Source organism: Nonomuraea sp. NPDC050394 (genome assembly GCF_044459065.1).
In the GTDB taxonomy this organism is placed as follows: Bacteria; Actinomycetota; Actinomycetes; order Streptosporangiales; family Streptosporangiaceae; genus Nonomuraea.
Genome location: NZ_JBITIO010000007.1, coordinates 112,278 through 137,538 on the forward strand (window position 1 = coordinate 112,278; position 25,261 = coordinate 137,538).

Consider the following 25,261-nt stretch of genomic DNA (forward strand, 5'->3'; position numbering starts at 1 on the left):
ATGGGATTCCTGCACATCAGCCCGGTCGAGCCGAAGGCCGCCACGGGCCTGGTCGCCGAGGTCTACCGCCGGCAGGCCGCCGACGTGGGACTGACCCGCATGCCCGCGTTGATGGCCCTGTCGTCCGTGCCCGCCCTGCTGGCCGCCACCTGGTCGCTGCTCAGGGAGTCGCTGATGGCGGGACCGCTGTCCAGGACGGAGCGGGAGGTCGTCGCGCTGGGCGTGTCGACGGCCAACCGGTGCCCGTACTGCGTGGGCGCCCACACCCTGTTCCTGCACGCGACCGGCGACCACGCCCTGGCCGAGACCCTGCTGGCGGGCGGCAGACCGGCCGAGCCGCGCCAGGCGGCCTTGTACGCCTGGGCGACGGGCGAGACCCGCGACGCCCCGGACGCGCCGGAGCTGCTGGGGACGGCGCTGGTCTTCCACTTCATCAACCGCATGGTCACCGCCCTGCACACGCCCGACGTGCTGCCCGGGGGACTGCAGAAGACCCGGCTGGTGCGCAGGGCGGCGGGCCGTACTCTGGCCCGGCCCGCCCGGCGGCTGCTGCCGCCCGGCGAGAGCCTGCGGCTCCTGGAGCCACCGCACACCGCCGCGCCCCGATCCCCGGACGAACTCCGCGCCGCCGCGCCCGCCTGGGCGCACGGCTCCCCCGCCGGTACGGCCTACGCCGCGCTGACCGAGGTCGCCGGGCAGGGCGGCGCCCTCCTGACGTACCCGGAGCGCGTGGCGCAGGCCGTGACCCGCTGGGACGGCGGCCATCCGCCCATGGGCGGCTCCTGGCTGGCCGACGCCCTGTCCGGGCTGCCCGCCGCCGAGGTGGCGCCCACGCGGCTGGCCCTGCTGGCGGCGCTGGCGCCGTACCGGATCACCGAGGGGGACGTGGCGGCGTGGCCGCACACCGACGCGAGCCTGGTCCGGCTGCTGGCCTTCGGCGCCGTGACGGCGGTACGGCACGCCGAGCGGAGCTTCAGCCCGGCGGCGGCGAGCTGATCAGCGGGCGGCCAGGTACTCCTCCCTGACCTTGCTCCTGGACAGCTTGCCGGTCGGCGTGCGGGGCAGTTGTTCGCGGAACTCGATCACCTTCGGGTGCTTGAAGCGGGCCAGGCGCGGCTCCAGATGGGTCAGGAGGGCGTCGGCGGTGATGGGGGCGTGCGGCTGGACGAGGGCGACGACGTTGTGCCCCCACTCCTCGTCCGGCACGCCGATGACCGCGACGTCGGCCACGGCCGGGTGCTCCAGGATCGCCGCCTCGATCTCGGCGGGGTAGATGTTGACGCCGCCGGAGACGATGAGGTCTGTGCGGCGGTCGCACAGGAACAGGAAGCCGTCCTCGTCGAAGTAGCCGATGTCGCCGGGGGTGTACCACTCGCCGCGCATGCTGGCGGCGGTCTTGGCCGGGTCCTTGCGGTACTCGAACGTGCCGAGGGTCGACTTGACGTAGATCATGCCGGGCTCGCCGGGCGGGAGCTCCCCGCCCTCCTCGTCGAGGATCTTGGCCTCGAACGTGGGGGCGGGGCGGCCCACCGTGCCCGGCCGGGCCAGCCAGTCGTGCGGCTTGACGGAGAAGGCGATCGCGGACTCCGTCGAGCCGTAGTACTCGTAGAGGACCGGGCCCCACCAGTCGAGGATGCCCTTCTTGACGGCGACCGGGCAGGCGGCGGCGGTGTGGATGACCTGGCCCAGCGAGCTGAGGTCGTAGCGCTTCCTGACCTCGTCAGGGAGCTGGAGCATCCGGTGGAACATGGTCGGCACCATCATCGCGTTGGTGACCCGGTACCGCTCGACCAGGGCCAGGATCGGCTCCGGCTCGAAGCGCGGGGCGATGACGACGGTGTGGCCGAGGTGGAGGGCGAACTGGGTGTGGGCGCACGGCGAGGAGTGGTACATGGGCGAGGTCACCAGGTGCACGCCGTCGCCCGGCAGCAGGTCGCACACCTCGCCCAGGAACCATACGTACAGCGGGACGATCGCCTCCGGCTCCGCGCCGGGCAGCGGGCGCTGCACGCCCTTGGGGAAGCCGGTGGTGCCGGAGGTGTACCACATGACGGCGCCCGAGGTGCGGTCCTGCGGGGCGGTGCCGGGGCGGCCCTCGGCCAGGCTCGCCACGTCCGCGGGGCCGGTCACCACGACCTTGGCGTCGCAGTCCTGGATGATGTAGTCGGCCTCGGGCTCGGTCAGGTGCCAGTTGATCGGCACGTAGTACAGCCCGATCTGGCCGGTGGCCATGAGCATGACGACCGCGTCGATGCCGTTGCGCAGGATGCCGGCGACCACGTCCCCGTTGCCCAGGCCGCGGGCGCGCAGGCCGTGGGAGACCTGGTTGACGCGGGTGAGCAGGTCGCCGTAGCTGGTGGCGGCGCCGTCCACGTCGATCACGGCGGTGCGGCCGGGGTCGGCCGCCGCGATGGCGTAGAACCCCGGGGTCTGGCTGAGGTCCATCACAGCTCCAGCAGCTCGGCGAGACGGGTGCGGTGGCGGCGGGGCGGGCCGAGCAGGACCTCGTCGGCCTTGGCGCGCTTGTAGTACAGGTGGGCGTCGTGCTCCCAGGTGAAGCCGATGCCGCCGTGCAGCAGCAGGTGGTCGCGGGCCACCTCGAAGCAGGCCCGGCCGACGTAGGCCTGGGCGAGCGCGGCGGCCTCCGGCAGGTCGGCGGGCGACTCGTCGCCGGCCCAGGCGGCGTAGCGGACGATCGACTCGGCCTGTTCGAGCTTGCCGTGCATGTCGGCCAGCTTGTGCTTCACGCCCTGGTAGGAGCCGATGTAGCGGCCGAAGGCGACGCGGACCTTGGCGTAGGCGACGATGGCCTCCAGCGCGGCCCTGATCACGCCGAGCTGCTCGGCCGCGAGGGCGACGGCCTGCAGGTCGCGGATGGCGGCCAGCGTCTCGGGGTCGTCGGTGACCAGCCTGCCGGGCGGCGCGGTGACCCGCGCCTGGCGCCGCGTGAGGTCGAGCGTCTCCAGCGGCTCCCTGCTGGTCTCCTCAGCCGGTACGGCCCGCAGCTCGCCCCCGCCGTCCAGCAGGATGAGGCCGGCCTCCATGCCGTTGGGCACGTGGCCGGCGTCGGCGGCGTAGGTGGCGACGAGGCTGCCGTCGGCGATGGCGGGCAGCAGTTCCTTGTCGCCCGCCCGGGTCAGCGCGATGGCGGCGAAGGTGGTGGCCAGGAAGGGGCCGGGCAGCAGGGCGGCGCCGGTCTCCTCCAGGACGACCGCGAGCTCGGCGTGGCCGGCGCCGGCTCCGCCGTACTCCTCGGGGACGATCAGGCCGGTGAGCCCGAGCTCGCCGGAAAGGCGCGCGTAGACCTCGCGGGAGTACCCCTCTGGCGACTCCATGTCGCGACGCACCCGCGCGAGCGGCGAGGCGGCGGCGAGGAAGGACCGTACGGCGGCGCGCAGGTCCTGCTGCTCCTGGCTGAGCACGAGCTTCACGACTGGGTCCCCACCTTCAGGTCCTTGAACGGCACGGTCTTGTCCACGCGCGGCTCCGGCGGCAGCCCGAGCACCCGGTCGCCGACGATGTTGCGCATGATCTCGTTGGTGCCGCCGCCGAGGGCCAGCGCGGGCGCCAGCGCGATCGCCTGGGACAGGCCGTCGTCGGTGACCGCGCCGGGTCCGGCGAGGGAGGTGGCGAGGTCGGCCTGGAACATGGTCAGCTCGGCCAGCAGCAGCTTGGCGGCGCTGCCGCGGGCGCCGGGGAAGACGCCGGCCCTGGTCTCCTGCGACAGGCGCTGGTTGAACAGCGACAGCGCGCGGGAGCGGATGTGCAGCTCGACGAGCTGGTCACGGACGTAGGGGTCGCCGGTGTCGAGTTTGTCGCGCAGGGCCTCGAAGGAGACGGGGTTGTCGCGCTGGCCGCTCATGCCGACGCCGGCGGAGATCGACAGGCGCTCGTGCAGGAGGGTGGTGACGGCGACGCCCCAGCCGTCGTTGACCTCGCCGATGCGGTCGGCGTCGGGGATGGTCACGTCGTCGAAGAAGATCTCGTTGAACCGGGCGTGGCCGGTCATGTCCTTGAGCGGCTTGACGGTGACGCCGGGGTGGTGCATGTCGACGGCGAACATGGTCAGGCCCTTGTGCTTGGGCACGTCCACGTCGGTCCTGGCCAGCAGCAGGCCCCAGTCGGCGTGCTGGGCCACCGAGGTCCAGACCTTCTGGCCGTTGACGACCCAGCCGTCGCCGTCGCGCTCGGCCTTGGTCTGGAGGCTGGCCACGTCGCTGCCGGCGCCGGGCTCGGAGAAGAGCTGGCACCACACGTGCTCGCCGCGCAGCAGCGGGCGCAGGAAGCGGGCGCGCTGCTCGTCGCTGCCGCGGTCGAGGATGGTCGGGCCGCACATGCCCAGGCCGATCGAGAAGACGTAGGTGGGCAGGTTGTGGTGGCGGGCCTCGGCGGCGAAGGCGCGTTCCTCCGCCTGGGTCAGGCCCTGCCCGCCCCACTGCTCCGGCCAGGTGATGCCGGAGTATCCGGCGTCGTGGAGCCTGGCCATGAAGGCCTTCGGATCGTCCTCCCGGGCGTTCTCCGCCAGCCAGGCACGGGCCTCGCGCCGATACTCATCAAGGTTCACATCGTCTCCTTGGCATCAGTGCTCACTTACTCTAACTAGCCCGAAGTCGCATTCATAGAGCATTGCTCTGGCGTCGTTTTGTCCGGATTTATCGATGAATCTCCGTTGATTAGAGATGAGGGCACCTAGTGTGATCACCTGATCACGGGGGAGGACGTGATAGCGCGCTTTCGGGGTTCGGTACGGGGAAGGTTGACGCTCTTCGCGAGCTTCACCATCGCTTTGCTGTGCCTCGTGGTCAACACGTTCGTGCTGGTCGCCATCAGGGAGACCGCCGAGGAGTACCGGGCCAACGAGGTCGTCGGCGCCGCGCTGCGCGTGGTCCACCTGATCAAGCGGGGCACGCTGCCGACCACCATGGCGCCCGAGCCCGGCGGCGCCCTGCAGGTGCTCAACAGCGACGGGAAAGTGGTCGCCTCCTCGCCCAACCTCAAGGGCAAGCCGCGCGTCTCCGGCACCACGCCCACCGCCGACAACTCCGCCAACATCAGCGTGGAATGCGACCTGTCCGCCTACCCCGGCCAGTGCATGGTGGTGTCGACCTTCCGGGTGTACGAGCCGGACGGAGACTGGTACGTCTACACGGTCGGCCCCGTCGTGCCCTGGTACGTGCACCTGAGCGTGCTCGCCTTCCTCATCGGCATCTCGATCGCGCTGACCGTGCTGGTGGCGTTCGGCACGTGGAAGGTCGTGGCCAACACGCTGGCGCCGGTGGACGCCATCCGCTCCAAGCTGTCCGACATCACCGCCACCGACCTGGGCCAGCGGGTGCCGGTGCCGATCACGCACGACGAGATCCGCGCCCTCGCCCTCACCGCCAACGAGACGCTGGACCGCCTGCAGACCGCCGTCGAGCAGCAGCGCAGGTTCGCCTCCGACGCCTCCCACGACCTGCGCAGCCCGATCACCGCCATGCGCGCCCAGGTCGAGGAGGCGCTGCTCTACCCCGACAGCGCCGACTGGCCGCGCACCGCCGAGGCGATCGTCGGCAGCCTGGACCGGCTGCAGGCCATCGTCACCGACCTGCTCACGCTGGCCAAGCTCGACGCCGGCGCCTCCGGGGCCAAGGAGCCGGTCGACCTGGCCGACCTCGTCGTTTCCGAGACCATCCGGCCGAGGGTCAAGAAGGTCGTCACCTCCCTGGACCCGGGCGTGGTCGTCACCGGCGACCGGCTACGGCTGGCCCGCCTGCTGACCAACCTCATCGACAACGCCGAGCGGCACGCCGACCACACCATCACCATCACCGTGCGCGAGCAGGACGGCCGGGCCGTACTGGAGATCCTGGACGACGGCGCGGGCATCGCGCGCGACCAGCGCGACATCGTCTTCCGGCGCTTCACCCGGCTGGACGCCTCCCGCAACCGCGACGCCGGCGGCACCGGTCTCGGCCTGCCGATCGCCCGGGAGATCGCCTCCAGCCACCACGGCACGCTCACCATCGGCGATTCCGCGCGCGGCGCCCGCTTCGTGCTCTCACTGCCACTCAGGGAGCCGTGACCAGGTGTTCACCCGATGGTCGGTGAGAAGCCGGATGACGGCGATCGCGGCGGGCAACGCGCTCGTGCTCAACCTCGTCGTGGCCATCCTCGTCACGCCGCTGGTGCACGTGGTGATCAGCGACTACGTTACCGAGCGGGTGGCCAAGGCGGCCCGCCGCGTCGCCTTCAACGTCGAGCGCTTCGCGCCCGTCGGCGAACTCAAGTCCGTCACGCCCACCGAGGAGATCGACGCCCTGCAGGTCGTCGACAACGAGGCCAAGGTACGGCAGGCCAGCAAGCGGCTCCTCGGCCTGCCGCCGCTGACCAACCTGAAGCCCACCGAGGACGACGGCCGGGTGGCGACCACCACCTGCACCAGGCTGCTGCCCGGCAATCCCTGCCTGACCACCGTGGGCTTCCGCGTCAGCGTGGACGGCAACTACTGGATGGCCTACGCCTTCGGCCCCGACATCCCGTGGTACATCAGCCCGCTCTACGCCCTCGGCCTGCTGGCCGGCGCGCTCGTGCTCACCGTGCCCAGCTCGGTGGTGGCGTGGGCGGCGGTCGGCAACGCCCTGCGGCCGGTCAAGGACATCAAGACCGAGCTGGCCGAGATCACCGCGACCGACCTGGGCCGCCGGGTGCCGCGCTCGCCGCGCCGCGACGAGCTGGACGACCTGGCCGAGACCGTCAACGACACCCTCGACCGGCTGGAGGTGGCGGTGGAGCAGCAGCGCAGGTTCGCCTCCGACGCCTCCCACGACCTGCGCAGCCCGATCACCGCCATGCGCGCCCAGGTCGAGGAGGCGCTGCTCTACCCGGACGAGACCGACTGGCCGCGGACGGCCAGGGAGGTGCTGACCAGCCTGGACCGTCTGCAGGCCATCGTCGGCGACCTGCTCACGCTGGCCAGGCTGGAGGCGGGGGCACCGGGCCGTACCGAGCGGGTGGACCTGGGTGAACTGGTGGCGGCCGAGTCGGGGCGGCCCAGGTCGAAGCAGGTGGCCACCTCGCTGGAGCCGGGCGCGACGGTCATGGGCGACCGGGTACGGCTGGCCCGCCTGCTGACGAATCTCGTCGACAACGCCGAGCGCCATGCCGACGAGTCGATAACGATCACGGTTCGGGCCGAGGGCGGGCAGGCCGTACTGGAGGTGCTGGACGACGGGGACGGCATCGCGCCCGATCAGCGCGAGGTGGTCTTCCGGCGTTTCACCCGGTTGGACGCCTCCCGCAACCGCGACGCGGGCGGCACGGGACTGGGTCTGCCGATCGCCCGGGAGATCGCCACGAGCCACGACGGGACGCTCACGATCGAGGATTCGACCCACGGTGCCCGGTTTGTCCTGCGGATCCCACTCGCTGATGGTTACCGAGGGTAATAGAGTTCTCGGCTGTGACACGGGGTTTCAGCCGATTACGACGTGAGGATCTCCTCAAGACGGCCTGCGAGGTGATTGCGGCCCGTGGGTTCGGGCATACCCGGACCCTCGACATCGCCCGCGCGGCGGGCGTGAGCCAGGCGTTGCTGTTCTACCACTTCGAGACGAAGGAACAGCTGATCGCCGAGGCCTTCGCCTACGCGGCCAGGCAACATCTGAACGCGATCGGCAAGATCGAGCGCTCGCCGCACCCGCCGAAGGAGCGGCTGCGCGCGCTGATCAGGCTGAGCTCGCCGGGCACCTCGGCCGCGGGCTGGCGCATCTGGATCGACGCCTGGTCGGAGTCGATGCGCAACCCCGAGCTTGAGGCCACCACCCGCCGCATGGACGTGCACGGCAGGACCGTGCTCAAGGAGATCATCGCGGCCGGGGTCGAGTGCGGCGAGTTCACCTGTGCCGATCCCGAGGCCTCCAGCTGGCGGATCTTCGCGATGATCGACGGCCTCGCCGTACAGCTGCACGTGCACGACAAGCTCATCTCCCGCCGAAAGGTCCTCCAGCTCGTCCGTACGGCTGCCGCGATGGAGGTGGGCCTGACGGTCGACGACGTGTGAGCCGGGTCACTCTTCCCTCGCTATTGGATGCTCCGTACAATTACGTGGCGAGGAGAGGAGTGCCTGCGATGACAGCCGCACCGAGCTCTACCGCCGCACGGGAATCCGATGAGACGGTCGCCGACCGCAGTGCCTACGAGACGGTCATCCATCGCCTCTCGAAGGCCTCGGTCGACAAGCATTGGGAGCCGTACAAGGACATCCCCTGGGACGACCCCGAGTTCCTGATCGAACAGGACGACCCGCGCTGGGAACTGCCCGAGGTCGACAAGCTGGGCGCGCACGCCTGGTACCGCTCCCGCTCCCCCGAGGTCAGGGCGCGGATCGGGCTGTTCAGGGTGGCCACCGCGATGAAGATCGGGCTGCAGTTCGAGAACCTGCTCAAGCGGGGCCTGCTCAACTACGCCTACCGCCTGCCCAACGGCGCGCCCGAGTTCCGCTACGTCTACCACGAGACCATCGAAGAGGGACATCACGGGATGATGTTCCAGGAGTTCGTGAACCGCACGAAGATGCCGGTACGCGGCATGCCGGGGCCGCTCAGCCTCATCGCCCAGGTGGCGCCGTGGATCCCGCTGATCTCCACCGAGCTGTTCTTCATCTTCGTGCTCGGCGGCGAGGACCCCATCGACCACGTGCAGCGCAAGATGCTCAAGGACGGCAGGAAACACCACCCGCTGGAAGAGACGATCATGCGCATCCACATCGCGGAGGAGGCCAGGCACATCTCCTTCGCCCGGCACTACCTGCGCAACCGGGTGCCGCGCATGCCCCGCCACCGCAGGCTGCTGCTGGGGATCATCTCGCCGATCATCCTGGGCATCATGGCCCGGATCATGCTGGCCCCGCCCGGCCCGATGATCAAGCGCTTCAACGTCCCGCCGCACGTGGTCAGGGAGGTCTACACCGACAGCCAGGCCGCGGCCGCGGAGATCCGCGACTCGGTCGGCAAGACCCGCGAGCTCTGCGTGGACGTCGGCCTGGTCAACCCGCTCACCCGGCGGATCTGGCAGGTCATGGGCATCTGGGCGCCGAGCGGGAAGAGCGCGTGAGCCCCTTGCCCGCCGGGCGGGTCACGTGCGCGATCGTCACCGGAGGCGCGTCCGGAATCGGGCGGGCGCTCGCCCGTGACCTGTCCCGGCGGGGCGTGGCGGTGACGATCGCCGATCTCGACGAGGCGGCGGGCAAGCGGGTGGCGGCGGAGTTCGGGCTGGACTTCGCCCCGCTCGACGTCACCGACGCCGAGGCCGTGGCCGCCCTCTTCCATCGGGTACGGCAGGAGCGCGGGCGGCTCGACTTCGTGTTCAACAACGCGGGCATCGCCATCGGGGGCGCCACCGAGGAACTGTCCCTGGCGCACTGGGACAAGGCCGTCGACGTGAACCTGCGCGGCGTGGTCCACGGGGTGCACGCGGCGTACCCGATCATGCTGGAACAGGGGTTCGGGCATCTGGTCAACACCGCGTCGATGGCGGGGCTGGTGCCGGCGCCGTTCATGCTGCCGTACACCACCACCAAGCACGCGGTGGTCGGGCTGTCGCTGGCGTTGCGGGCGGAGGCGGCGGCGCGGGGCGTGCGGGTGAGCGTGGTGTGCCCGGGGTTCACCGACACGCCGCTGCTCGACCACGCCAACCCGGGACTGCCGGAGACCGAGATGGGCCGGCGAGCCAGGAGCGCGGCGGTGCGGGCCCAGGGGCGGCTGTACTCGGTGGACGCGCTGTCGCGCGACATCCTGCGCGGGGTGGCGCGCGACCGGGCGCTCATCGTGGCTCCGGCCTCGGGGCGGATGGCGTGGCGCGGGGCCAGGATGTTCCCGGCGGGCGCCGTGCGGGCGGCGGCGCTGGCCGTGCGACGTCTGCGCGTTTCCCCTCCCGGCAACGTTTCACTTCCCGACAAAACGGACATATAGCCATAAATCGGGGGAGGTGTTCCGTGTGAGTTCCAAGTCGCGCCAGTCGCGCGAGCAGCACGAGGACAGTACCGGCCGGCGGTCGGAGGTGGAGACGCCGAAACTCTTCGCGAAGGTCAGGGCGGCCTCGCGGGGAACCACGGAACGCACCGCGTCGGGCGGCGCACTCTCGCGGCGGCTGGCCAAGCAGTCCCTTCCCCTGCGCCGCGGCCAGCGCGGCGGCACCAAGAGCTGACCTGGACGCCCTAGGCCGCCACCTAGGGAACGCCGGGGCGCCCCCACCGCCCACCTGGGGGCGCCTCCGGTTCCAACGAGCGGCGCGGCCGGCACCCCGAGCGGCCGCGCGTCACGTGGGGGTGGAACCGAGAGGCCGGTCCCGGGCCCTCCAGCCCGGGACCGGTACGCAGGCTAGAGCTGGGGCTCCGGCCGCAGTTCGACGCGGGCGTCCCCGGGCGCGCCGTCCATCTCCAGCACGACGATCTCGTTGGCGCCCTCATGCAACAGCGGCCACGGCAGGTACAGGGTGACCTGCGGGCCCTTGTCCCAGTAGCGGCCGAGGTGGAAGCCGTTGACCCACACGTGCCCCTTGACCCAGCCGGGCAGCGCGAGGAAGCCGTCCGCCGGCCGTTCGACGTGGAGGGTGCCGCGGTGGAAGGCCGGGCCCTCCGAAGCGGACGCGCGCCCCCACGGCAGCGCCGAGACGTCGGACAGCGGCACGGGGTCGATCTCCCAGCCGAACAGGTACTGCTGGTCGTGCTGAACGCCGTCCAGGACGCCCTTGCGCTCACCCACCAGCGGGCCGTAGTTGACGCGGCCCATCGCCTCGACCACCAGCGTCAGCTCCGCGCCCTCCGCGGGCGTCTTGACCTCCACGGCCGAGTCCCCGTCGCGCTCCAGCACCCCGGCGACGGCGCCGTCCACGAGCACGTTCGCCCGGTCGCGCAGCCCCCTGACGCGCACCCGCAGCGCGTCGCCGCGCGGCCCGGGGATCCGGGTGCGGTAGACGGCCAGGCCGTAGTCCTGGCCGAGCTCCTCGAACGTACGCGTGGCCGCGCTGCGCACGGTCCCGGCCGAGAGCACGTCCAGGCAGTCGAGCAGCGCCAGCCGTCCGCCCAGTTCCACCCGGTGCGGCGGCAACGTCTCCCGGACGCTCTCGGGCACCGGCGGCAGGTCGGCGTGACGGCCCAGCGCCTCCCGGTAGGCCCAGAACTTCGGCGTCAGCGCCCCGCTCTCCGAGATCGGCGCGTCGTAGTCGTAGGAGGTGACGGTCGGCTGGTAGGTGTCGCCGTCGGTGTTGGCCCCGGCCCAGAAGCCGAAGTTGGTGCCGCCGACGGCCATGTAGAAGTTGACAGAACCGCGCTCCAGGATCTCCTCCAGGGCCTGGGCGGCGTCCCGCGGGTCGCGCGTGTGGTGCTGCTCGCCGTAGTGGTCGAACCAGCCGTTCCAGAACTCCATGCAGAACGGGTCGTCGTCCGGCCGGTGCCGCGCAAGCGCCTCGAACTGCCGCTCGGCCCCGCTGCCGAAGTTGGCCGTGGCCAGGACTCCGGGCAGTGTGCCGCCGGTCAGCATCAGGTCCGTGGCGCCGTCGGAGGTGAACAACGGGACGTCGATGCCGCGCCGTACCAGGCCGTCGGCCAGGTGGCGCAGGTAGACGGGATCGGTGCCGTAGGAGCCGTACTCGTTCTCCACCTGCACCATGACGACGTTGCCGCCCCTGGTCGCCTGGTGGGCGGCGATGCGCGGGATCAGCTCGTCGAAGAAGCGGTCGACCGGTTCCAGGAAGCGCGGATCGTGGCAGCGGTAGGGGCCGGGCAGCCATGACGGCAGCCCGCCGTTCTCCCACTCGGCGCAGATGTACGGCCCCGGCCGCACGATGACCTTCAGCCCGGCCTCCCCCGCCGCCAGGAAGAAGCCCTCCACGTCGGCCAGGCCGGTGAAGTCGAAGCGGCCGGGGCGCGGCTCGTGCAGGTTCCACGGCACGTACGTCTCGACCGTGTCCACACCCATCGCCCGCAGCTTGCCCAGCCGGTCCGGCCACTGACGGGGCAGCGTCCGGAAGTAGTGCATGGCTCCGCTGAGCACCTTCATCGCCGGTTCCTTTTTGCCGATAGCGGTTTGCTTCGCCGTACTTTAGAGCATTTGTGCTCAGGGACGGCGGGCGAGCAGGACCTGCGTGCGGACCTCCTCCACCCAGCGGCCCGACGGGTTCGCCGCGGCCAGGGCGGCGCGCAGCGCGCCGACGAAGGCGTCCCGGCGCTCGCCGAGGCGGGCGGGCGCCGAGTAGGAGTAGGACAGCTGCAGGCCGATCACGTCGTCCTGGTCCCGGTCGCGCCGCCAGGTGAAAACCTCCGACTCCAGATCCCCGAACGGCGAGTCGGCCAGCACCTCGTCGTGGTGCTTGCCGCTGGCCTGAAAGGAGTCGCGGGCGGTCAGCCCGTTCACCCCGAACTCCTCCCGCACCCGCCGCGTCACCGGCTCCCACGGCAGGTTCTCGTGGTCGCGCGTCGGGCCCACCAGCGCGACGATCCCGTCCGGCGGCAGCAGGTCGTCCAGGTCGGCGAGGACCGTCCGCCGGTCCATCCAATGAAAGGAGCGGCCCATCACCACGTGGCCGAAGCCCGGCAGTTCCCGCAACGTGGTCGAATCGCCGGCCAGCCACCGGATGTTCGCCCGCCCGGCGCCGAGCCTGCGCCCCTCGGCCAGCATCTCCTCCGCCGGATCGACCGCCAGCACCCCCGCCACCTGCCCCGACAGCGGGATCGCCACCGTGCCGGGGCCGCAGCCCAGATCGAGCACGGTGGCCCGCGGACCGAACGCCGCGGCCAGCCGGCCGATCGCCGCGTCGCCGTGGTCGGCGCGGTGTCTGGCGTAATAGGGGGCGGCACCGCCGAACAGGTCATCCATAGGTGGGACCATAGACGGGTTTCGAGGTGTTCGAGGGAAGGTCAAGATCGGTGAGGCGGCTTCTCACGGTCCTGCTGCTCGCCTGTGCGGCGGTCGGCGGCTGGATCGCTCCAGCGCAGGCGCACAACGTGCTGGTCTCCAGCGATCCCCGTGCGGACGCGGTGCTCACCGCCGCGCCGCAGCGGGTCACACTCGTCTTCGACCAGCCGGTACGGCAGGGCTACGCGCAGATCGGCCTGACCGGGCCGGGTGGCGAGGCGCTGACCGCGGGCGCGACGGTGGTGGCCAAGGAGCGGGTGAGCGTACCGCTGAAGGCGCTGACCGCGGACGGCGCGTACGTGGTCGGCTACCGGATCCTGTCCTCGGACGGGCACCCGGTGACCGGGCAGGTGCGTTTCACCCTCAAGCTGTCCGCCCCCGGGGGTGAGGCGCCGCCCGGCGATGGGCGGCCCGGAGCCGCCGCGGTGACGGGGGCCGACCTCAGCGCGCGGGCGGCGGAGGCGGCGGCCAACGGCGGGGCCGGGATGGCGGTCGTCTGGATCGTCGGCGCCCTGCTGCTGCTCGCGGCCGGAACCGTGATCGCCCTGCGCCGAAGCACCCAGCCCGCCTCACCCGAGACCCGGGCACCGGCACCGGCACCGGCACCGGGCGACAAGGGCACACGGGTATGAGCGCCACACCGGGGCGCAAGAGCGCTACGGACACCGAGCACGGTCCGGCCGAGATGCGTGAGACGGCCGAGGTGCATGAGACGGCCGAGGTGCATGAGACGGCCGAGGTGCGTGAGACGGCCGGGGCCGGGATGCGTGAGGCGGCCGGGGCGGCCGGGGTGCGGGGGATGGCCGGGGTGTTCGTGCTGGCCGCCGTCGCCTCGGCGGTGGTGGCGAGCACGGTGACCGCCCAGGAGGCGGTGCCGGGCATCGTGCTGCCGGGGCCGGTGGTGGCCTTCGGGCTGCCGGTCGTGCGGGTGCTGCTCGACGTGGCCGCCGTGGCGACGGTCGGGCTGAGCCTGCTGCCCAAGCTGCTCGGGTTCGACGAGCCGGAGCGCACCGAGCCGGTCCTGCGCCGGGTGCGCCCGCTGGCCGTCACCGCCGCCTGGGCGTGGGCGATCTGCGCGCTGGTCACCATCGTCTTCCAGGCCGCCGAGCTCAACCCGGGCGGCGTCCCCACCCTCGGCATGATCACCGCCTACGTGAACGGTGTGGGCACCGGCCAGGGGCTGCTGTTCAGCGCCGCGTGCGCGCTGGCGGCGGCGGGGATCGGGCTGATGGCCGTGCGGTTCGGCGAGAAGGTGCCGGCGGAGCTGCGGATCGTGGTGGCGGCGTTCGGGCTGCTGCCGATCCCGGTGACCGGGCACGCGGTCGACTCCGTCTGGCACGACCCGATCATGATCTCGATGGAGCTGCACGTGATCGGCGCCGCCGCCTGGACCGGCGGGCTGCTGGCCACCGTGGTGTTCCTGGCGCCGCGCCGCGACCTGCTGGCGACGGCGCTGCCCAGGTTCTCCCGGCTGGCGACGCTCGCGTTGGTGCTGGTGGCGGCGTCCGGACTGGTCAGCGGCCTCGGCACGCTGGCGCTGACGCCGGGTGTGGAGCTGCCGGGCGCGATCCTGACCACCGAGTACGGCCTGCTCGTCGTCACCAAGGTCGCCCTGACCGCGCTGCTGGTTCCGCTGGCCGCGCACATCAGGTGGCGCCTGCTGCCCGGCATCGCCGCGGGAAAGGCCACCTCCGTGGTCGGCTGGGCGAGCGCGGAGGTGGCCGTGATGGGCCTGGCCTACGGCGTCGCCGTCGCCATCACCCGAGCCTCGATCGGCTGAGCACCCAGACAGACACAACCCCGCACGACCCACGAAAGACTTACGCGGACACAAACCCCGCAGGGCCCACGAAACACCCGCGCGGACACAAACCCCGCAGGGCCCAGCGGAAAGCCCAGCCGAGCGCAACCCCGCGCGGCAGGCTGGGCATGGGGGCGGGCGCGCGGCCCGCCGCCGCGCTCAGGCGGGTACGGCGTCGCGGCGTCCGAGGGGGTGGAGTGCGAAGCGGTTGACGAACCATTCGCAGGCCAGCCAGGCGGCCAGCAGGCCCGCTCCCGCCCAGATCGCCGACGCCGTGGCCAGAGGCGGGGCGCCCAGGAGGCCTTCCATGCCGTTGAGCGTGCCGTACACGCCACCCATGAGCGCGCTCTGCGCGATCAGCCCTCCGTAGACGGCCGCGGTCGCGAGGACGGTCCCGGCGACGGCGCGCACCACCGGCATCCTGATCGCGAACGCCAGGTCCACCGCGATCGCCCCGGCGACCAGGAAGAACGGCACCGCCGACGGCGGGAACCCGGTGGCGGTCAGCATCGGCCACACGAGCGTCCTGAACCCCACGTACGCGAGTGCGACCAGCGTGGCGCTGCCGAAGCGGCCGATCATCAGCCGGGCGACGGCCAGCACGGTCATGCCGATGACGACGGCGTAGACGGGATAGAGCGCGTCCGGCACCGGCAGCGAGAAGCCGACCATGGTGGTCCGGTCGATCTCCCGCCCCATCTGGTCGGCGGCGAACTGCAGAAGGATCGGCTCGGCGTAGGCGGAGTTGTTGTCCCAGGCGCCGATGGACAGCACGCCGTACTCCTGGTGCTGCTCGGGGAAGTGCACGTTCTCCAGGAAGAACGCGAAGAACGCGCCCAGCACCACGGTCCGCTCCCGGCCGGGCGGCGCCCCGGTGAACCAGCCCCGGATCACCCCGGCGATCATGAAGAACGTGCCCACGTACAGCAGGATGTGCGACGGGCTCCACGAGGTGATGTCGAGGCCGTTGACGCGGTGGTTGATCAGGTCGAGCGGGACCGCCACCAGGAAGATCCCGGTCCCCCACTGGATGAGCCGCAGCGCCGTCCTGTCGACGCCGTAACCGGTGTAGCCGTGGACGATGGTGAGGGCCAGGGCGAGGACCGTGCCGGCCGAGTTCAGCAGGTGCGGCGGGGCAAGATCGTCGCGCAGCCACTTGAAGTGCCAGGAGACGTCCCAGGCCGAGCCGAGCAGCTTGAGTGAGAACGCCGCCAGCCAACCGTAGTAGAGAACCCGGAAGAGGTCCGGTGGCGTCTCGCGCCCCGCCTGGCCTCTGGTCCAGTACGGCAGAGCCCAGTCCTTGATCATTACTGCTCGTTTCACGGCACGAAATCTTGCCCGGCCTTTACCCACATCGCAATCGGACACAAAGCGCAGATCAGGCCGGGCGCAGCCGTACGGGAAGGTGCTTGAGGCCGTTCTGGAAGTTGGAGGTGAGGCGGACCGGCTCCCCGGTGAGCGTGACCTCCCAGCGCAGCAATTCGGTGAACACGGCGCGCATCTGCACCCTGGCCAGATGCGCGCCCAGGCAGAAGTGCGGGCCGAAGCCGAAGCTGACGTGGTCGTTGGGGGTACGGCCGGCGTCGAAGCGGTCAGGGTCGGCGAAGGCGACCGGGTCGCGGTTGGCGGAGGCGTGGTAGACGACGACCTTGTCACCCTCCTTGATCTCCTGGCCGGCTAGGGTGAGGTCGCGCGTGGCCGTACGGCGGAAGTTCATGACGGGCGGCCAGAAGCGCAGCATCTCCTCGATCGCCGACGGCAGGAGCGCGGGACCGGCGCGCAGGCGGGCGTGCTCGGCGGGATGGCGCAGGAGGGTGAGCAGGCCGCCGGGAATGCCGTTGCGCAGGGTCTCGTTGCCGGCGACGGCGAACAGGAAGAACATGTTCTGGAACTCGGCCTCGGTCAGGCCGCCCTTGAGCATGGCCGACATCACGGATGTCTCGTCGGTCGGGGTGGCGGCCAATGCCTGTGCGTAGGCGAACATGTCGGCCAGGGCGGCCTTCGAGCGAGGGTTCACGCCGGGTTCGAGCTCCGGGCGGGCCGCCAGCGCCAGCCGTCCCATGGGGCTCAGCCGCCGCGCGTCGGCCGTGGACAGGCCCGCGTAGTCGGCGTCCTGGTAGCCGATCACCCGCGAGGCCCAGTCGTGCAGCAGCCGCCGGTCGCCGTCCGGCACGCCCATCACGTGCGCGAGCGTCCAGACCGGCAGGTCGGCCGCCACCTCCACGAAGTCGCACTCACCCGCCGCGAACAGCGCCGCCGCCCGCCCGGCGATCGTGCGCTCCAGCAGCCGCACGGCCCGGGGCGAGAACGCCGCCGCCACGATCCCGCGCAGCCTGGAGTGGTCAGGCGGGTCGGTGTTGAGCATCATGGCCCGCACGAACGCGAGATCGGCCGGCGTCGCGGGATCACGGATCTGGGTGGCGCCGCGATGGGAGGAGAAATCCTCGGGTGTACGCAGCACGTGCTTGACCTCTTTATGCCGAAATACCCCGAAATATCCTGGCCCTGCCTGCCACGGCCCCACCGCGGGCTCCGGGATCCAGTGCACCGGCGCCTCATCCCGCAACCGGGCGAACAGCTCGTAGGGCACACCACTCTCGTACGTCGACGGCAGAAAGACGGTCTCCACACCCATGGTCCCCAGCGTGCATGATGAGCCCGTGACACCTGAAGAAGGCGACGCGATTCTCCGGGACTACTTCGCCCCCTGGATCCAGGACCTCGGGCTGCGCGTGGAAGAGGTCGGTGAACGCCACGCGGTGGTCCGGCTGCCGTGGTCCGACGCGCTGGCCAGGCAGGGCGGCGGCCTGTGCGGGCAGGCCATGATGGCCGCCGCCGACACGGCCACGGTGATCGCGATCTCCTCGGCCAGAGGCGGCTTCGTGCCGATGACGACGGTGCAGCAGTCCACGACGTTCCAGCGGCCGGTGACGGGCAAGGACGTGCTGGTGCACGTGCGGATCACCAAGCTGGGCAGGACGCTGGCGTTCTCCGACGTCACCCTCACCCCCGACGGCGCCACCGACCCGGCCGCCCACGCGAGCACCGTCTACGCCATCCTGGCCTGACCCCCTTCACGGCACCCGGCGGCCCGCCGGCGTGCGGGAGCAGCGCGTCGTACAGCTCGCGCGTGCCCTCACGCTCGTCCAGCGCGACCATCGCCATCGCGCGGAAGGCGGCGAAGACGGGGAAGAAGTAGTCGGCCCTGATCGGCACCGCCCGCCGCCCTCCACCTGCGGATCTCAGTGATCTCTCAGAATCGGTAAGTATGCTCCGGCTCCATGAGAAGAGTGTCCGCGCTGGTCGCGGTACTTGCCCTGATCGGGGCGGTGGCGTGGCTGGTGTGGCCGTCGGGTCCGGAGGTGCGCGGTCAAGAGAACCGCCTCGCCGTCACCGACGGGCCCGCCGACGACCAGCGGGTGGAGCTCGACACGACGTTCTTCCCGCCCGCCGGCGGCGGGAAGGCGCCCGCGGTCCTGCTCGCGCACGGCTTCGGCGGCAGCAAGCAGAGCGTCCGCGACGACGCGCTACGGCTGGCGCGGGACGGCTACGCCGTCCTCACCTGGTCGGCCCGCGGGTTCGGCCGCTCGACCGGCCAGATCGCGCTGAACTCCCCCGACTACGAGGTCAAGGACGTCAAGCAGCTGATCGACTGGCTCGCCAAGCGCCCCGAGGTCGTCCTGGACAAGGCGGGCGACCCGCGCGTGGGCATCGCCGGCGGCTCGTACGGCGGGGCCATCGCGCTGATGACCGCCGCCCACGACGCGCGGGTGGACGCGATCGTCCCCCAGATCACCTGGTACGACCTGGCCGACGCCCTCTTCCCCGACGCCACCGGCCAGGGCCCGCAGAGCGGTGTGTTCAAGAGCCTGTGGGCGGGCTTCTTCTTCGGCAGGGGCGCCCCCTCGGCCCAGGGCCTTCAGGCGCTCACCCGCCGGCCGGCGCCGATGACCGCCGACGAGGCGCGCTGCGGCCGCTTCCTGCCGGAGATCTGCGCGATCTACCAGCAGGTCGCCACGACCGGCAGGGCCACGCCCCAGGCGATCGAACTCCTGCGCAAGGTCAGCCCCAGCTCCGTCCAGGGCCGCGTCAAGGCGCCCACGCTGCTCATCCAGGGCCAGCGCGACTCGCTGTTCCCGCTGGGCCACGCCGACGCCAACGCGAAGGCGATCGCGCCGGGCACGCCGGTGAGCGTCATGTGGTTCGACGGCGGCCATGACGGCGGCAACGGCGAGGCCGACTGGCTCTACGCCCAGACCTCCGCCTGGCTGGCCCGCTACCTCAAGGGCGACACCGCTGCGGCCCCGGTCCAGGCGTTCACCGTCACCAGGGACGGCGGCCGCGACCCCGGCACCCGCCAGCGCATCCGCCTGCACCCCGAGACCGGCGCGTACCCGGGCCTGTCCGGCACCACGACCACGGACGTCACGCTGTCGGGCCCCGAGCAGAACATCGTCAACCCGCCCGGCGGCAACCCCGCCTCCATCTCCACGGTGCCCGGCGTCAGCGGCCTGCTCGGCGGCGGAGGCGCCCAGAACAACCTGAGCGTCTCCCTCGACATGCCCGGCCAGGCCGCGAGCTTCGAGTCGGCCCCGCTGACCACCCCGCTCCAGCTGACCGGCTCGCCGTCGGTGAAGCTGCGCGTCCACGGCAAGGGCGAGGTGACGCTGTTCGCCAAGCTGTACGACGTCCCCGACGCCATCCAGCCGCCCACCCTGCCCGCCGGGCTGGTCGCGCCGCTGCGCGTGAAGATCCCCGACGGGGCGCGGAGTGCCGACGTGACGGTCGCCCTGCCCGCGCTCGACCACCGGTTCGCCGTGGGCCACCGGCTCCGGCTGACCGTCACCACCACGGACATGGGCTTCGCCACCCCGGCCGAGCCGGCCTCCTACCGGGTCGCGCTCGCCGCGCCCGTCCTGAGCGTGCCGACCGTGGCGACGCTGAGCGCCCCGCCGAGCGGCGTCGCGTGGTGGGTGTGGGCCATGCCGCTGGCCGCGATCGTGCTGGCCGCCGTCCTGCTGGCCACGGGCAGGGCACGCAGGGGTACGGCGGGCCGTACCGGCGAGGAGGACCCGGCGCCGCTGGAGATCAGCGGGCTGACCAAGGCCTACCGCAACGGCGAGAAGGCCGTGGACGAGCTGTCGTTCCGCGTCGAGGAGGGCCAGGTGCTCGGCCTGCTCGGTCCGAACGGAGCGGGCAAGACCACCACGATGCGGATGATGATGGGCCTCATCCACCCGGACGCCGGCGAGATCCGCATCTTCGGCGAGCGGGTGACGCCGGGCGCGCCCGTGCTGTCGCGGCTGGGCTCGTTCGTGGAGGGGCCGGGCTTTCTGCCGCATCTGTCGGGCCGGGAGAACATCGAGCTGTACTGGGCGGCGACCGGCAGGCCCGCGGCCGAGGCGCACATGGAGGAGGCGCTGGAGATCGCCGGGCTCGGCGCGGCGCTGGAACGTGCCGTGCGCACGTACTCGCAGGGCATGCGGCAGCGGCTCGCGATCGCCCAGGCGATGCTGGGCCTGCCCGACCTGCTGGTGCTCGACGAGCCCACCAACGGTCTCGACCCGCCCCAGATCAGGGAGATGCGCGAGGTGCTGAAGCGCTATGCCCGCGACGGCCGCACGGTGATCGTCTCCAGTCACCTGCTGGCCGAGGTGGAGCAGACCTGCACCCACGTGGTCGTCATGCACCGCGGCCGCCTGATCACCACCGGCCCGGTGGCCGCCCTGCTGGCCAGCTCCAACGGCCACGGCCCGCGCCTGGAGGACGTCTTCCTGGACCTGATCGGAGAGAACTCGTGAGCCGGGAGCGAACCCGACGGAGTGAGCGGAGTGGAGGCCCGACGGAGGAGGGACTCCGCGCAGCGAATGAGGAGGGTGAGCGACCCATGAACCGCGCGGAGGGTTACGCGCCAGGGCGGACGTTGCCGCTTCGGGTGGAGATCGTCCGGCAGTTCAAGCGGCGCCGGACCATGGTCATGTTCGGGCTGCTGCTCGCGCTGCCGTGGATCCTGGTCATCGCCTTCCAGTTCGGCCCCCAGCAGCCCAGCGGGCAGCAGGCCGGGCTGCGCATCTCCGACCTGGCCACGGCCAGCGGCCTGAACTTCGCCGCCTTCGCGCTGTCGGTCTCGGCCAGCTTCCTGCTGGTGGTGGCGGTGGCGCTGTTCTGCGGCGACACGGTGGCCAGCGAGGCGAACTGGTCGTCGCTGCGTTACCTGCTGGCCGCGCCGGTGCCGCGCGACCGCCTGCTGCGCCAGAAACTGATCGTGGCCCTGGGCTTCTCCGCCGCCGCCGTCGTCGCGCTGCCGCTGATGGCGCTGCTGGCCGGGACGGTCGCCTTCGGCTGGGACGACATCCAGGTGCCGGGCACCGGCGAGGTCATCCCGGCCCTGGACGTGCTGCCGCGCTTCGGCATCGTGATCGGTTACGCGCTGGTCAGCCAGCTCGTGGTGGCGGCGCTGGCGTTCCTGATCTCCACGGTCACCGACTCGCCGCTGGGCGCGGTCGGCGGCGCGGTGGGGCTGTGGATCGTCTGCACGATCCTGCAGGCGGTCGAGGCTCTGGGGACGTTGCGGGAGTTTCTGCCGACGTTCTGGAACACCGCCTGGCTGGACGCGCTCGCGCCGACGATCGACTGGGGCGGCATGGCCAAGGGCGCCTCGATCTCGGTGACGTACGCGGCGCTGCTGCTGGCCTTCACCTTCCGCCGCTTCCGGCGCAAGGACGTCGTGTCGTGAATCTCGTGTCGTAAAATCTCGTGTCCTAACCCCAGTGGGGCGGCTTGTTCTCCAGGTAGAAAGTGTCGTCGTCGGCCTCGCGCCAGTCGCCCCACGCCACGTCGGTGTCGTCGGCGGTCTGCTCCGGGAGATATTCGCTCACGGAATACATGCTACCGAGACGAACAAACCCGACCCCGCGCCGTCCGCCGCCCCAAGGACATCAGGTTTGACCGGGGGTACGATGCCTGTGCAGGTGTCGCCTAACCCCCCGTGAGGCTGCCCATGGCCACCCCTACAGGTTGGCGGCGAGAAGGCAATCTGCCGGCGGAGCTGACGAGCTTCGTGGGCCGCAACCGCCTGCTCGCCAATCTCAAACGCCACCTGGGTGAGTCACGCCTGGTCACGGTCACCGGCATCGGTGGCGTGGGCAAGTCGCGCACGGTGCTGCGCCTGGCCCACCAGGTCCGTTCCCAGTTCGAGGACGGCGTCTGGTTCGCCGACCTGGCCCGGCTGCAGGACACGGGCATGGTCAAGCACACGATCGCCTCGGCGCTCGGCATCGCCGACCAGTCCTCGCGCGAGGCCACGGAGTCGCTGACGGAGTGGGTCGGCGGGCGGCACATGCTGCTCATCATCGACACCTGCGAGCACCTGGTCCAGGGCTGCGCCGAGCTGGTCGAGGAGCTGCTGGCGGCCAACCCGAGCCTGCGCATCCTGGCCACCAGCCGGCAGTCGCTGCACCTGCCGTACGAGCGGGTGGTGCCGGTTCCGCCGCTGCAGGTGCCGGGCGAGGACCTGACCGAGAGCCTGTTCACCAACGAGTCCGTGCAGTTGTTCGCGGACCGCGCCGGGTCGGTGATGCCGGAGTTCGTGCTGGACGAGCACAACATCGGCTCGGTGGCCGAGCTGTGCCGCCGCCTGGACGGCATCCCGCTGGCGATCGAGCTGGCCGCGGTGCGGCTGCGGGCGCTGTCGGTGGACCAGATCCTGGCCCTGCTCGCCGACCGGTTCAGCCTGCTGGCCGGGGCCAGCCGCACCGCGCTGCCCCGTCACCAGACGCTGCGGGCGGCCATCGGCTGGAGCCACGAGCTGTGCGAGCCGGCCGAGCGGCTGCTGTGGGCGCGGCTTTCCGTCTTCGCCGGGGACTTCGAGCTCGACGCCGCCCGCTTCGTCTGCGCCGACGACCGGTTGCGCACGGAGGACATCACCGACCTGGTCACCGGCCTGGTGGAGAAGTCGATCCTGCTGATCCGCAGCAACCACGCGGGCGTACGCTACAAGCTGATCGACACCCTGGCCGAGTACGGCGAGGAGTGGCTGGACAAGCTCGGCGAGAGCCAGCAGATGCGCCACAAGCACCTGCAGTACTACCTGAGCCTGGCCCAGCGCAGCGAGGACGCCTGGTCCGGCCCGCGGCAGATCTACTGGTTCGTGCGCATGCGCCAGGAGCATGACAACGTCCGGGTGGCACTGGAGCACGCGCTGCACACGGCGGGCGAGGCCGTACTGGCGCTGAAGCTGTTGTCGTCGCTGTGGTTCATGTGGATCTGCTGTGGCTTCACCCGCGAGGGCCGCCTCTACCTGGAGCGGGCGCTGCAGGCCAACCCCACTCCCAGCAAGGAACGCTGCAAGGCGCTGTGGGTGCTGTCGTACGTGCGCAGCGCCCAGGGCGACAGCACCGGCGCCCTGTCGGCGGCCGAGCAGTGCAGCACCGAAGCGGTCAGGGTCGGCGACTCCAAGGCGGTCATCCTGGCCTCCAAGATGCAGGGCACCGCCGCGCTGCTCCAGGGCGACCTGCAGAAGGCCAGCGCGCTGCTGGGCGTGGCGATCGAGTTCAACACCGACAACAAGGAACTCAACCCGGGCCTGCTGCCCGCCATCGTCGAGCTGTCGATCGTGCTCACCTCGCAGGGCGAGCTGTACGAGGCCGAGTCGCTGCTGGTCGACTGCCTGCAGGTGTGCAAGGAGCGTGGCGAGCTGTTCGTCAGCTCCTACGCGTACTGGGCGCTGGCGCTCACCCGGCTGGCCACCGGCAGGGCCGACGACGCGCTGCAGGACGCCCAGGAGGGGCTGCGGATCAAGCGGCACTTCCACGACACGCTGGGCACGCTGATCGCGCTGGAGACCACCGCGCGCATCTACACGGCGCTGGAGCAGCCGTTGCTGTCGGCCCGCCTGCTCGGCGCGCTGCAGCAGAACTGGAAGACCGCGGGCCTGCCGATGCTCGGCGCTCCGTGGCTCACCGACGACCACGACAAGCTGGTCAAGGAGTGCCAGAAGGCGCTGGGCGAGGTGGCGTACAAGCAGGCGTCGGAGTTCGGGGCCAAGCTTGACCTGGACGAGGCGTCCGCGCTCGCGCTGGGCGAACTGGACGCCCCGTCCTGACTCAGACGGCCTGGGCCCATTCGGTGCCCGTCGGCCAGGCGTGCACGTACCTCGCGCTGCCCAGCGAGTACTCGATGTGGCCGCGAACCCAGTGCTCCAGCCCCTGCACGTACGCGCGGACGGCGCGGGTGCCCCAGGTGTCGACCGACCGGCGCAGGCGGACCATCTCGGCGACGGCGCGATCATGCATGGTCGCGACCTCGTCGAGCGCCTCCTGCAGGGAGTAGCCCCGATGCGTGATGAGCACGTTGACGAGGTTGTGCCGGGCCTTGTCGTGCTTCTTCTCCTTGGCGTAGGAGAAGAGGTCGTTGTCCCAGACCACGAGGTCGTTGGCGTGCTCGGTGAGGGCCCTGATGTCGGGATGGTGCCATTCGTCGGGGGTGAGCCGCCGGCCACCCGCGATGTCGATCAGGGCGTAGACCGGGTACATGGCACCGGTGCGGCGGCGCATGAACACGTAGTCCTCCGGGCTGGGGACCACGTTGGACTCGCGGTTGGCGGCCTCCCAGACCTGGGCGAAGATGTACTCCTTCGTGGCCGTGGACCAGCGGTCGAGCTGGTCGCGCTCGGCGTGCTCGGCGATGCGTTCCTTGAGCCCCTGCAGTGACTTGGCGAACACGTTGGTGACGGGTTCGTCGGATTCGATGTCGTGCAGGACCCGGAACATCTCCGGGAGGGCTCTGGCGATGAGTGCGGTGTGGCGGCTGAGGTTCTCCGACTCGCAGAAGCCGTCGTCGAAGGCGAACAGCCAGATGCACCAGTCCATGAGGAGCTTGAGCATGTCGCGGTCGACCAGGGGGTAGGCTCGGGCGGTGAGCCATCCGAACCTGGCGCTCTTGTAACGTTCCAGCATGTCAGGCTCGTTCAGCATGCCTGACTCGAGGAGCCAGGCGAAGCTGTCTTCGCTGGCCTCCACGACGTAGGGGTTCACCTCGCTTTCGAACGGGCACTGCAGGATGGGGATGCGGAGGGATGGGTTGGTTGTGGCTTGCGCAGAGGTTCTAGCCATGACCTCATGATCGCAATGATCTTGGAGGGTGGCCATATCGCATTAATAGCGAATTTTCTGCCCTCGGGGGCTATGTCAACCAATCCTCGACCCCGAACATGCGGGCTGTGTCGATAGCCGATGGGTTGCCCGTTTTGGGGTCCGCACCCGCTTCCAGCAGCGCTTTGACCACTTCGGGCTCTTTCTTGAACACCGCCCCCGCCAGCGGCGTCTGCCCGCGGTCGTTCGGCCGCCCGGGGTCGGCGCCCAGCTCGGCGAGCACCCGCACGGTCGGCGCGTGCCCGTGATAGGCCGCGAGCATCAGCAGGGTGTCGCCCTTGCCGTTGGTCAGATTGGCCGGCACCCCGGCCTCCACGTACGCGCGCAGCGTCTCGGTGTCCCCGGCCCTGGCCAGATCGAACATCCTCGTGGCGAACTCCTCGAGCTCCTGCTCCCCGTCCATGACGCCCATTCTG

Annotated in this window: 22 protein-coding genes; 13 read left to right on the forward strand and 9 right to left on the reverse strand. The window is 71.1% G+C overall.

Annotated elements, in window-relative coordinates:
- Nucleotides 1–996: a carboxymuconolactone decarboxylase family protein gene (locus tag ACIBKY_RS27230; protein ID WP_397100711.1), complete on the forward strand. Its 996-nt coding sequence runs from the start codon at nt 1–3 to the stop codon at nt 994–996.
- On the opposite strand, the gene ACIBKY_RS27235 is transcribed toward ACIBKY_RS27230, so the two are convergent.
- The 3 genes from ACIBKY_RS27235 to ACIBKY_RS27245 are packed head-to-tail and all read right to left on the reverse strand — an operon-like array spanning nt 997 to nt 4,564.
- Entirely contained in the window at nt 997–2,445 is a 1,449-nt protein-coding gene (locus ACIBKY_RS27235; RefSeq protein WP_397100713.1) for an AMP-binding protein, read from the reverse strand.
- Nucleotides 2,445–3,431: an acyl-CoA dehydrogenase family protein gene (locus tag ACIBKY_RS27240; RefSeq protein WP_397100715.1), complete on the reverse strand. Its 987-nt coding sequence runs from the start codon at nt 3,429–3,431 to the stop codon at nt 2,445–2,447. Before ACIBKY_RS27240 ends, ACIBKY_RS27235 begins: the two co-directional genes overlap by 1 nt.
- Entirely contained in the window at nt 3,428–4,564 is a 1,137-nt protein-coding gene (locus ACIBKY_RS27245) for an acyl-CoA dehydrogenase family protein (RefSeq protein ID WP_397100717.1), read from the reverse strand. The genes ACIBKY_RS27240 and ACIBKY_RS27245 overlap by 4 nt, the downstream gene beginning before the upstream one ends.
- 192 nt (nt 4,565–4,756) lie before the next feature.
- Here ACIBKY_RS27245 and ACIBKY_RS27250 point away from each other — a divergent pair, with 192 nt between their 5' ends.
- The 6 genes from ACIBKY_RS27250 to ACIBKY_RS27275 all read left to right on the forward strand — a co-directional run bounded on the left by ACIBKY_RS27250 (nt 4,757) and on the right by ACIBKY_RS27275 (nt 10,185).
- Nucleotides 4,757–6,064, forward strand: coding sequence for a sensor histidine kinase (locus tag ACIBKY_RS27250; RefSeq protein ID WP_397100719.1), 1,308 nt, complete (start codon nt 4,757–4,759; stop codon nt 6,062–6,064).
- Nucleotides 6,065–6,098: 34 nt separating this feature from the next.
- On the forward strand, nt 6,099–7,427 hold the full coding sequence (locus ACIBKY_RS27255) for a sensor histidine kinase (protein WP_397100721.1): 1,329 nt from the start codon (nt 6,099–6,101) through the stop codon (nt 7,425–7,427).
- Between the two features lie 14 nt (nt 7,428–7,441).
- Entirely contained in the window at nt 7,442–8,041 is a 600-nt protein-coding gene (locus tag ACIBKY_RS27260) for a TetR/AcrR family transcriptional regulator (protein ID WP_397100723.1), read from the forward strand.
- A 68-nt stretch (nt 8,042–8,109) separates the two neighbouring features.
- On the forward strand, nt 8,110–9,093 hold the full coding sequence (locus ACIBKY_RS27265) for a diiron oxygenase (protein WP_397100725.1): 984 nt from the start codon (nt 8,110–8,112) through the stop codon (nt 9,091–9,093).
- Nucleotides 9,090–9,950 carry an SDR family NAD(P)-dependent oxidoreductase gene (locus tag ACIBKY_RS27270; RefSeq protein ID WP_397100727.1) on the forward strand — a complete coding sequence of 287 codons (861 nt, stop codon included), beginning with the start codon at nt 9,090–9,092 and terminating at the stop codon, nt 9,948–9,950. Before ACIBKY_RS27265 ends, ACIBKY_RS27270 begins: the two co-directional genes overlap by 4 nt.
- A 25-nt stretch (nt 9,951–9,975) precedes the next feature.
- Entirely contained in the window at nt 9,976–10,185 is a 210-nt protein-coding gene (locus ACIBKY_RS27275; protein ID WP_397100728.1) for a hypothetical protein, read from the forward strand.
- Between the two features lie 173 nt (nt 10,186–10,358).
- Here the strand turns inward: ACIBKY_RS27275 and ACIBKY_RS27280 are convergent, their stop codons facing one another.
- Together ACIBKY_RS27280 and ACIBKY_RS27285 are read right to left on the reverse strand one after the other, a co-directional pair.
- A complete protein-coding gene (locus ACIBKY_RS27280) occupies nt 10,359–12,038 on the reverse strand; it encodes a beta-galactosidase family protein (RefSeq protein WP_397100729.1) in 1,680 nt (559 codons plus the stop codon).
- A 57-nt stretch (nt 12,039–12,095) separates the two neighbouring features.
- On the reverse strand, nt 12,096–12,854 hold the full coding sequence (locus tag ACIBKY_RS27285; RefSeq protein ID WP_397100731.1) for a class I SAM-dependent methyltransferase: 759 nt from the start codon (nt 12,852–12,854) through the stop codon (nt 12,096–12,098).
- Nucleotides 12,855–12,904: 50 nt separating this feature from the next.
- On the opposite strand from ACIBKY_RS27285, the gene ACIBKY_RS27290 reads away from it, so the two are divergent.
- Complete coding sequence (locus ACIBKY_RS27290; protein WP_397100733.1) at nt 12,905–13,525, forward strand: copper resistance protein CopC; 621 nt, start codon at nt 12,905–12,907, stop codon at nt 13,523–13,525.
- Nucleotides 13,522–14,673: a copper resistance D family protein gene (locus ACIBKY_RS27295; protein ID WP_397100735.1), complete on the forward strand. Its 1,152-nt coding sequence runs from the start codon at nt 13,522–13,524 to the stop codon at nt 14,671–14,673. The genes ACIBKY_RS27290 and ACIBKY_RS27295 overlap by 4 nt, the downstream gene beginning before the upstream one ends.
- A 180-nt stretch (nt 14,674–14,853) precedes the next feature.
- Here the strand turns inward: ACIBKY_RS27295 and ACIBKY_RS27300 are convergent, their stop codons facing one another.
- Together ACIBKY_RS27300 and ACIBKY_RS27305 are read right to left on the reverse strand one after the other, a co-directional pair.
- Nucleotides 14,854–16,017, reverse strand: a complete 1,164-nt coding sequence (locus tag ACIBKY_RS27300; RefSeq protein WP_397100737.1) for a hypothetical protein — start codon at nt 16,015–16,017, stop codon at nt 14,854–14,856.
- A gap of 55 nt (nt 16,018–16,072) precedes the next feature.
- Entirely contained in the window at nt 16,073–17,329 is a 1,257-nt protein-coding gene (locus ACIBKY_RS27305) for a cytochrome P450 (protein ID WP_397100739.1), read from the reverse strand.
- 25 nt (nt 17,330–17,354) lie between these two features.
- Between ACIBKY_RS27305 and ACIBKY_RS27310 the strand changes: the two genes are divergently transcribed.
- From ACIBKY_RS27310 to ACIBKY_RS27325, 4 genes are all read left to right on the forward strand, one after another.
- Nucleotides 17,355–17,762, forward strand: a complete 408-nt coding sequence (locus tag ACIBKY_RS27310) for a PaaI family thioesterase (RefSeq protein ID WP_397100741.1) — start codon at nt 17,355–17,357, stop codon at nt 17,760–17,762.
- A gap of 213 nt (nt 17,763–17,975) precedes the next feature.
- The gene (locus ACIBKY_RS27315) at nt 17,976–20,495 is read left to right on the forward strand and encodes a CocE/NonD family hydrolase (protein WP_397100743.1); all 2,520 of its coding nucleotides are present in this window, start codon (nt 17,976–17,978) and stop codon (nt 20,493–20,495) included.
- An 86-nt stretch (nt 20,496–20,581) separates the two neighbouring features.
- The gene (locus tag ACIBKY_RS27320; RefSeq protein ID WP_397100745.1) at nt 20,582–21,430 is read left to right on the forward strand and encodes an ABC transporter permease; all 849 of its coding nucleotides are present in this window, start codon (nt 20,582–20,584) and stop codon (nt 21,428–21,430) included.
- A 324-nt stretch (nt 21,431–21,754) separates the two neighbouring features.
- Nucleotides 21,755–23,797, forward strand: coding sequence for an ATP-binding protein (locus ACIBKY_RS27325; protein ID WP_397100747.1), 2,043 nt, complete (start codon nt 21,755–21,757; stop codon nt 23,795–23,797).
- Between the two features lies 1 nt (nt 23,798).
- Here ACIBKY_RS27325 and ACIBKY_RS27330 read toward each other — a convergent pair whose 3' ends face one another.
- Complete coding sequence (locus ACIBKY_RS27330) at nt 23,799–24,806, reverse strand: hypothetical protein (protein ID WP_397100748.1); 1,008 nt, start codon at nt 24,804–24,806, stop codon at nt 23,799–23,801.
- 70 nt (nt 24,807–24,876) lie between these two features.
- Entirely contained in the window at nt 24,877–25,248 is a 372-nt protein-coding gene (locus tag ACIBKY_RS27335) for an ankyrin repeat domain-containing protein (protein ID WP_397100750.1), read from the reverse strand.
- Nucleotides 25,249–25,261: the final 13 nt, after the last annotated feature.

What these genes read in the sequence shown, in the direction of transcription:
- ACIBKY_RS27230 (WP_397100711.1), top strand. Translation starts at nt 1, where the DNA reads ATGGGATTCCTGCACATCAGCCCGGTCGAGCCGAAGGCCGCCACGGGC.
- ACIBKY_RS27235 (WP_397100713.1), bottom strand. Translation starts at nt 2,445, where the DNA reads ATGGACCTCAGCCAGACCCCGGGGTTCTACGCCATCGCGGCGGCCGAC.
- ACIBKY_RS27255 (WP_397100721.1), top strand. Translation starts at nt 6,099, where the DNA reads ATGACGGCGATCGCGGCGGGCAACGCGCTCGTGCTCAACCTCGTCGTG.
- ACIBKY_RS27265 (WP_397100725.1), top strand. Translation starts at nt 8,110, where the DNA reads ATGACAGCCGCACCGAGCTCTACCGCCGCACGGGAATCCGATGAGACG.
- ACIBKY_RS27280 (WP_397100729.1), bottom strand. Translation starts at nt 12,038, where the DNA reads ATGAAGGTGCTCAGCGGAGCCATGCACTACTTCCGGACGCTGCCCCGT.
- ACIBKY_RS27285 (WP_397100731.1), bottom strand. Translation starts at nt 12,854, where the DNA reads ATGGATGACCTGTTCGGCGGTGCCGCCCCCTATTACGCCAGACACCGC.
- ACIBKY_RS27295 (WP_397100735.1), top strand. Translation starts at nt 13,522, where the DNA reads ATGAGCGCCACACCGGGGCGCAAGAGCGCTACGGACACCGAGCACGGT.
- ACIBKY_RS27305 (WP_397100739.1), bottom strand. Translation starts at nt 17,329, where the DNA reads ATGGGTGTGGAGACCGTCTTTCTGCCGTCGACGTACGAGAGTGGTGTG.
- ACIBKY_RS27315 (WP_397100743.1), top strand. Translation starts at nt 17,976, where the DNA reads ATGAGAAGAGTGTCCGCGCTGGTCGCGGTACTTGCCCTGATCGGGGCG.
- ACIBKY_RS27320 (WP_397100745.1), top strand. Translation starts at nt 20,582, where the DNA reads ATGAACCGCGCGGAGGGTTACGCGCCAGGGCGGACGTTGCCGCTTCGG.
- ACIBKY_RS27330 (WP_397100748.1), bottom strand. Translation starts at nt 24,806, where the DNA reads ATGGCTAGAACCTCTGCGCAAGCCACAACCAACCCATCCCTCCGCATC.
- ACIBKY_RS27335 (WP_397100750.1), bottom strand. Translation starts at nt 25,248, where the DNA reads ATGGACGGGGAGCAGGAGCTCGAGGAGTTCGCCACGAGGATGTTCGAT.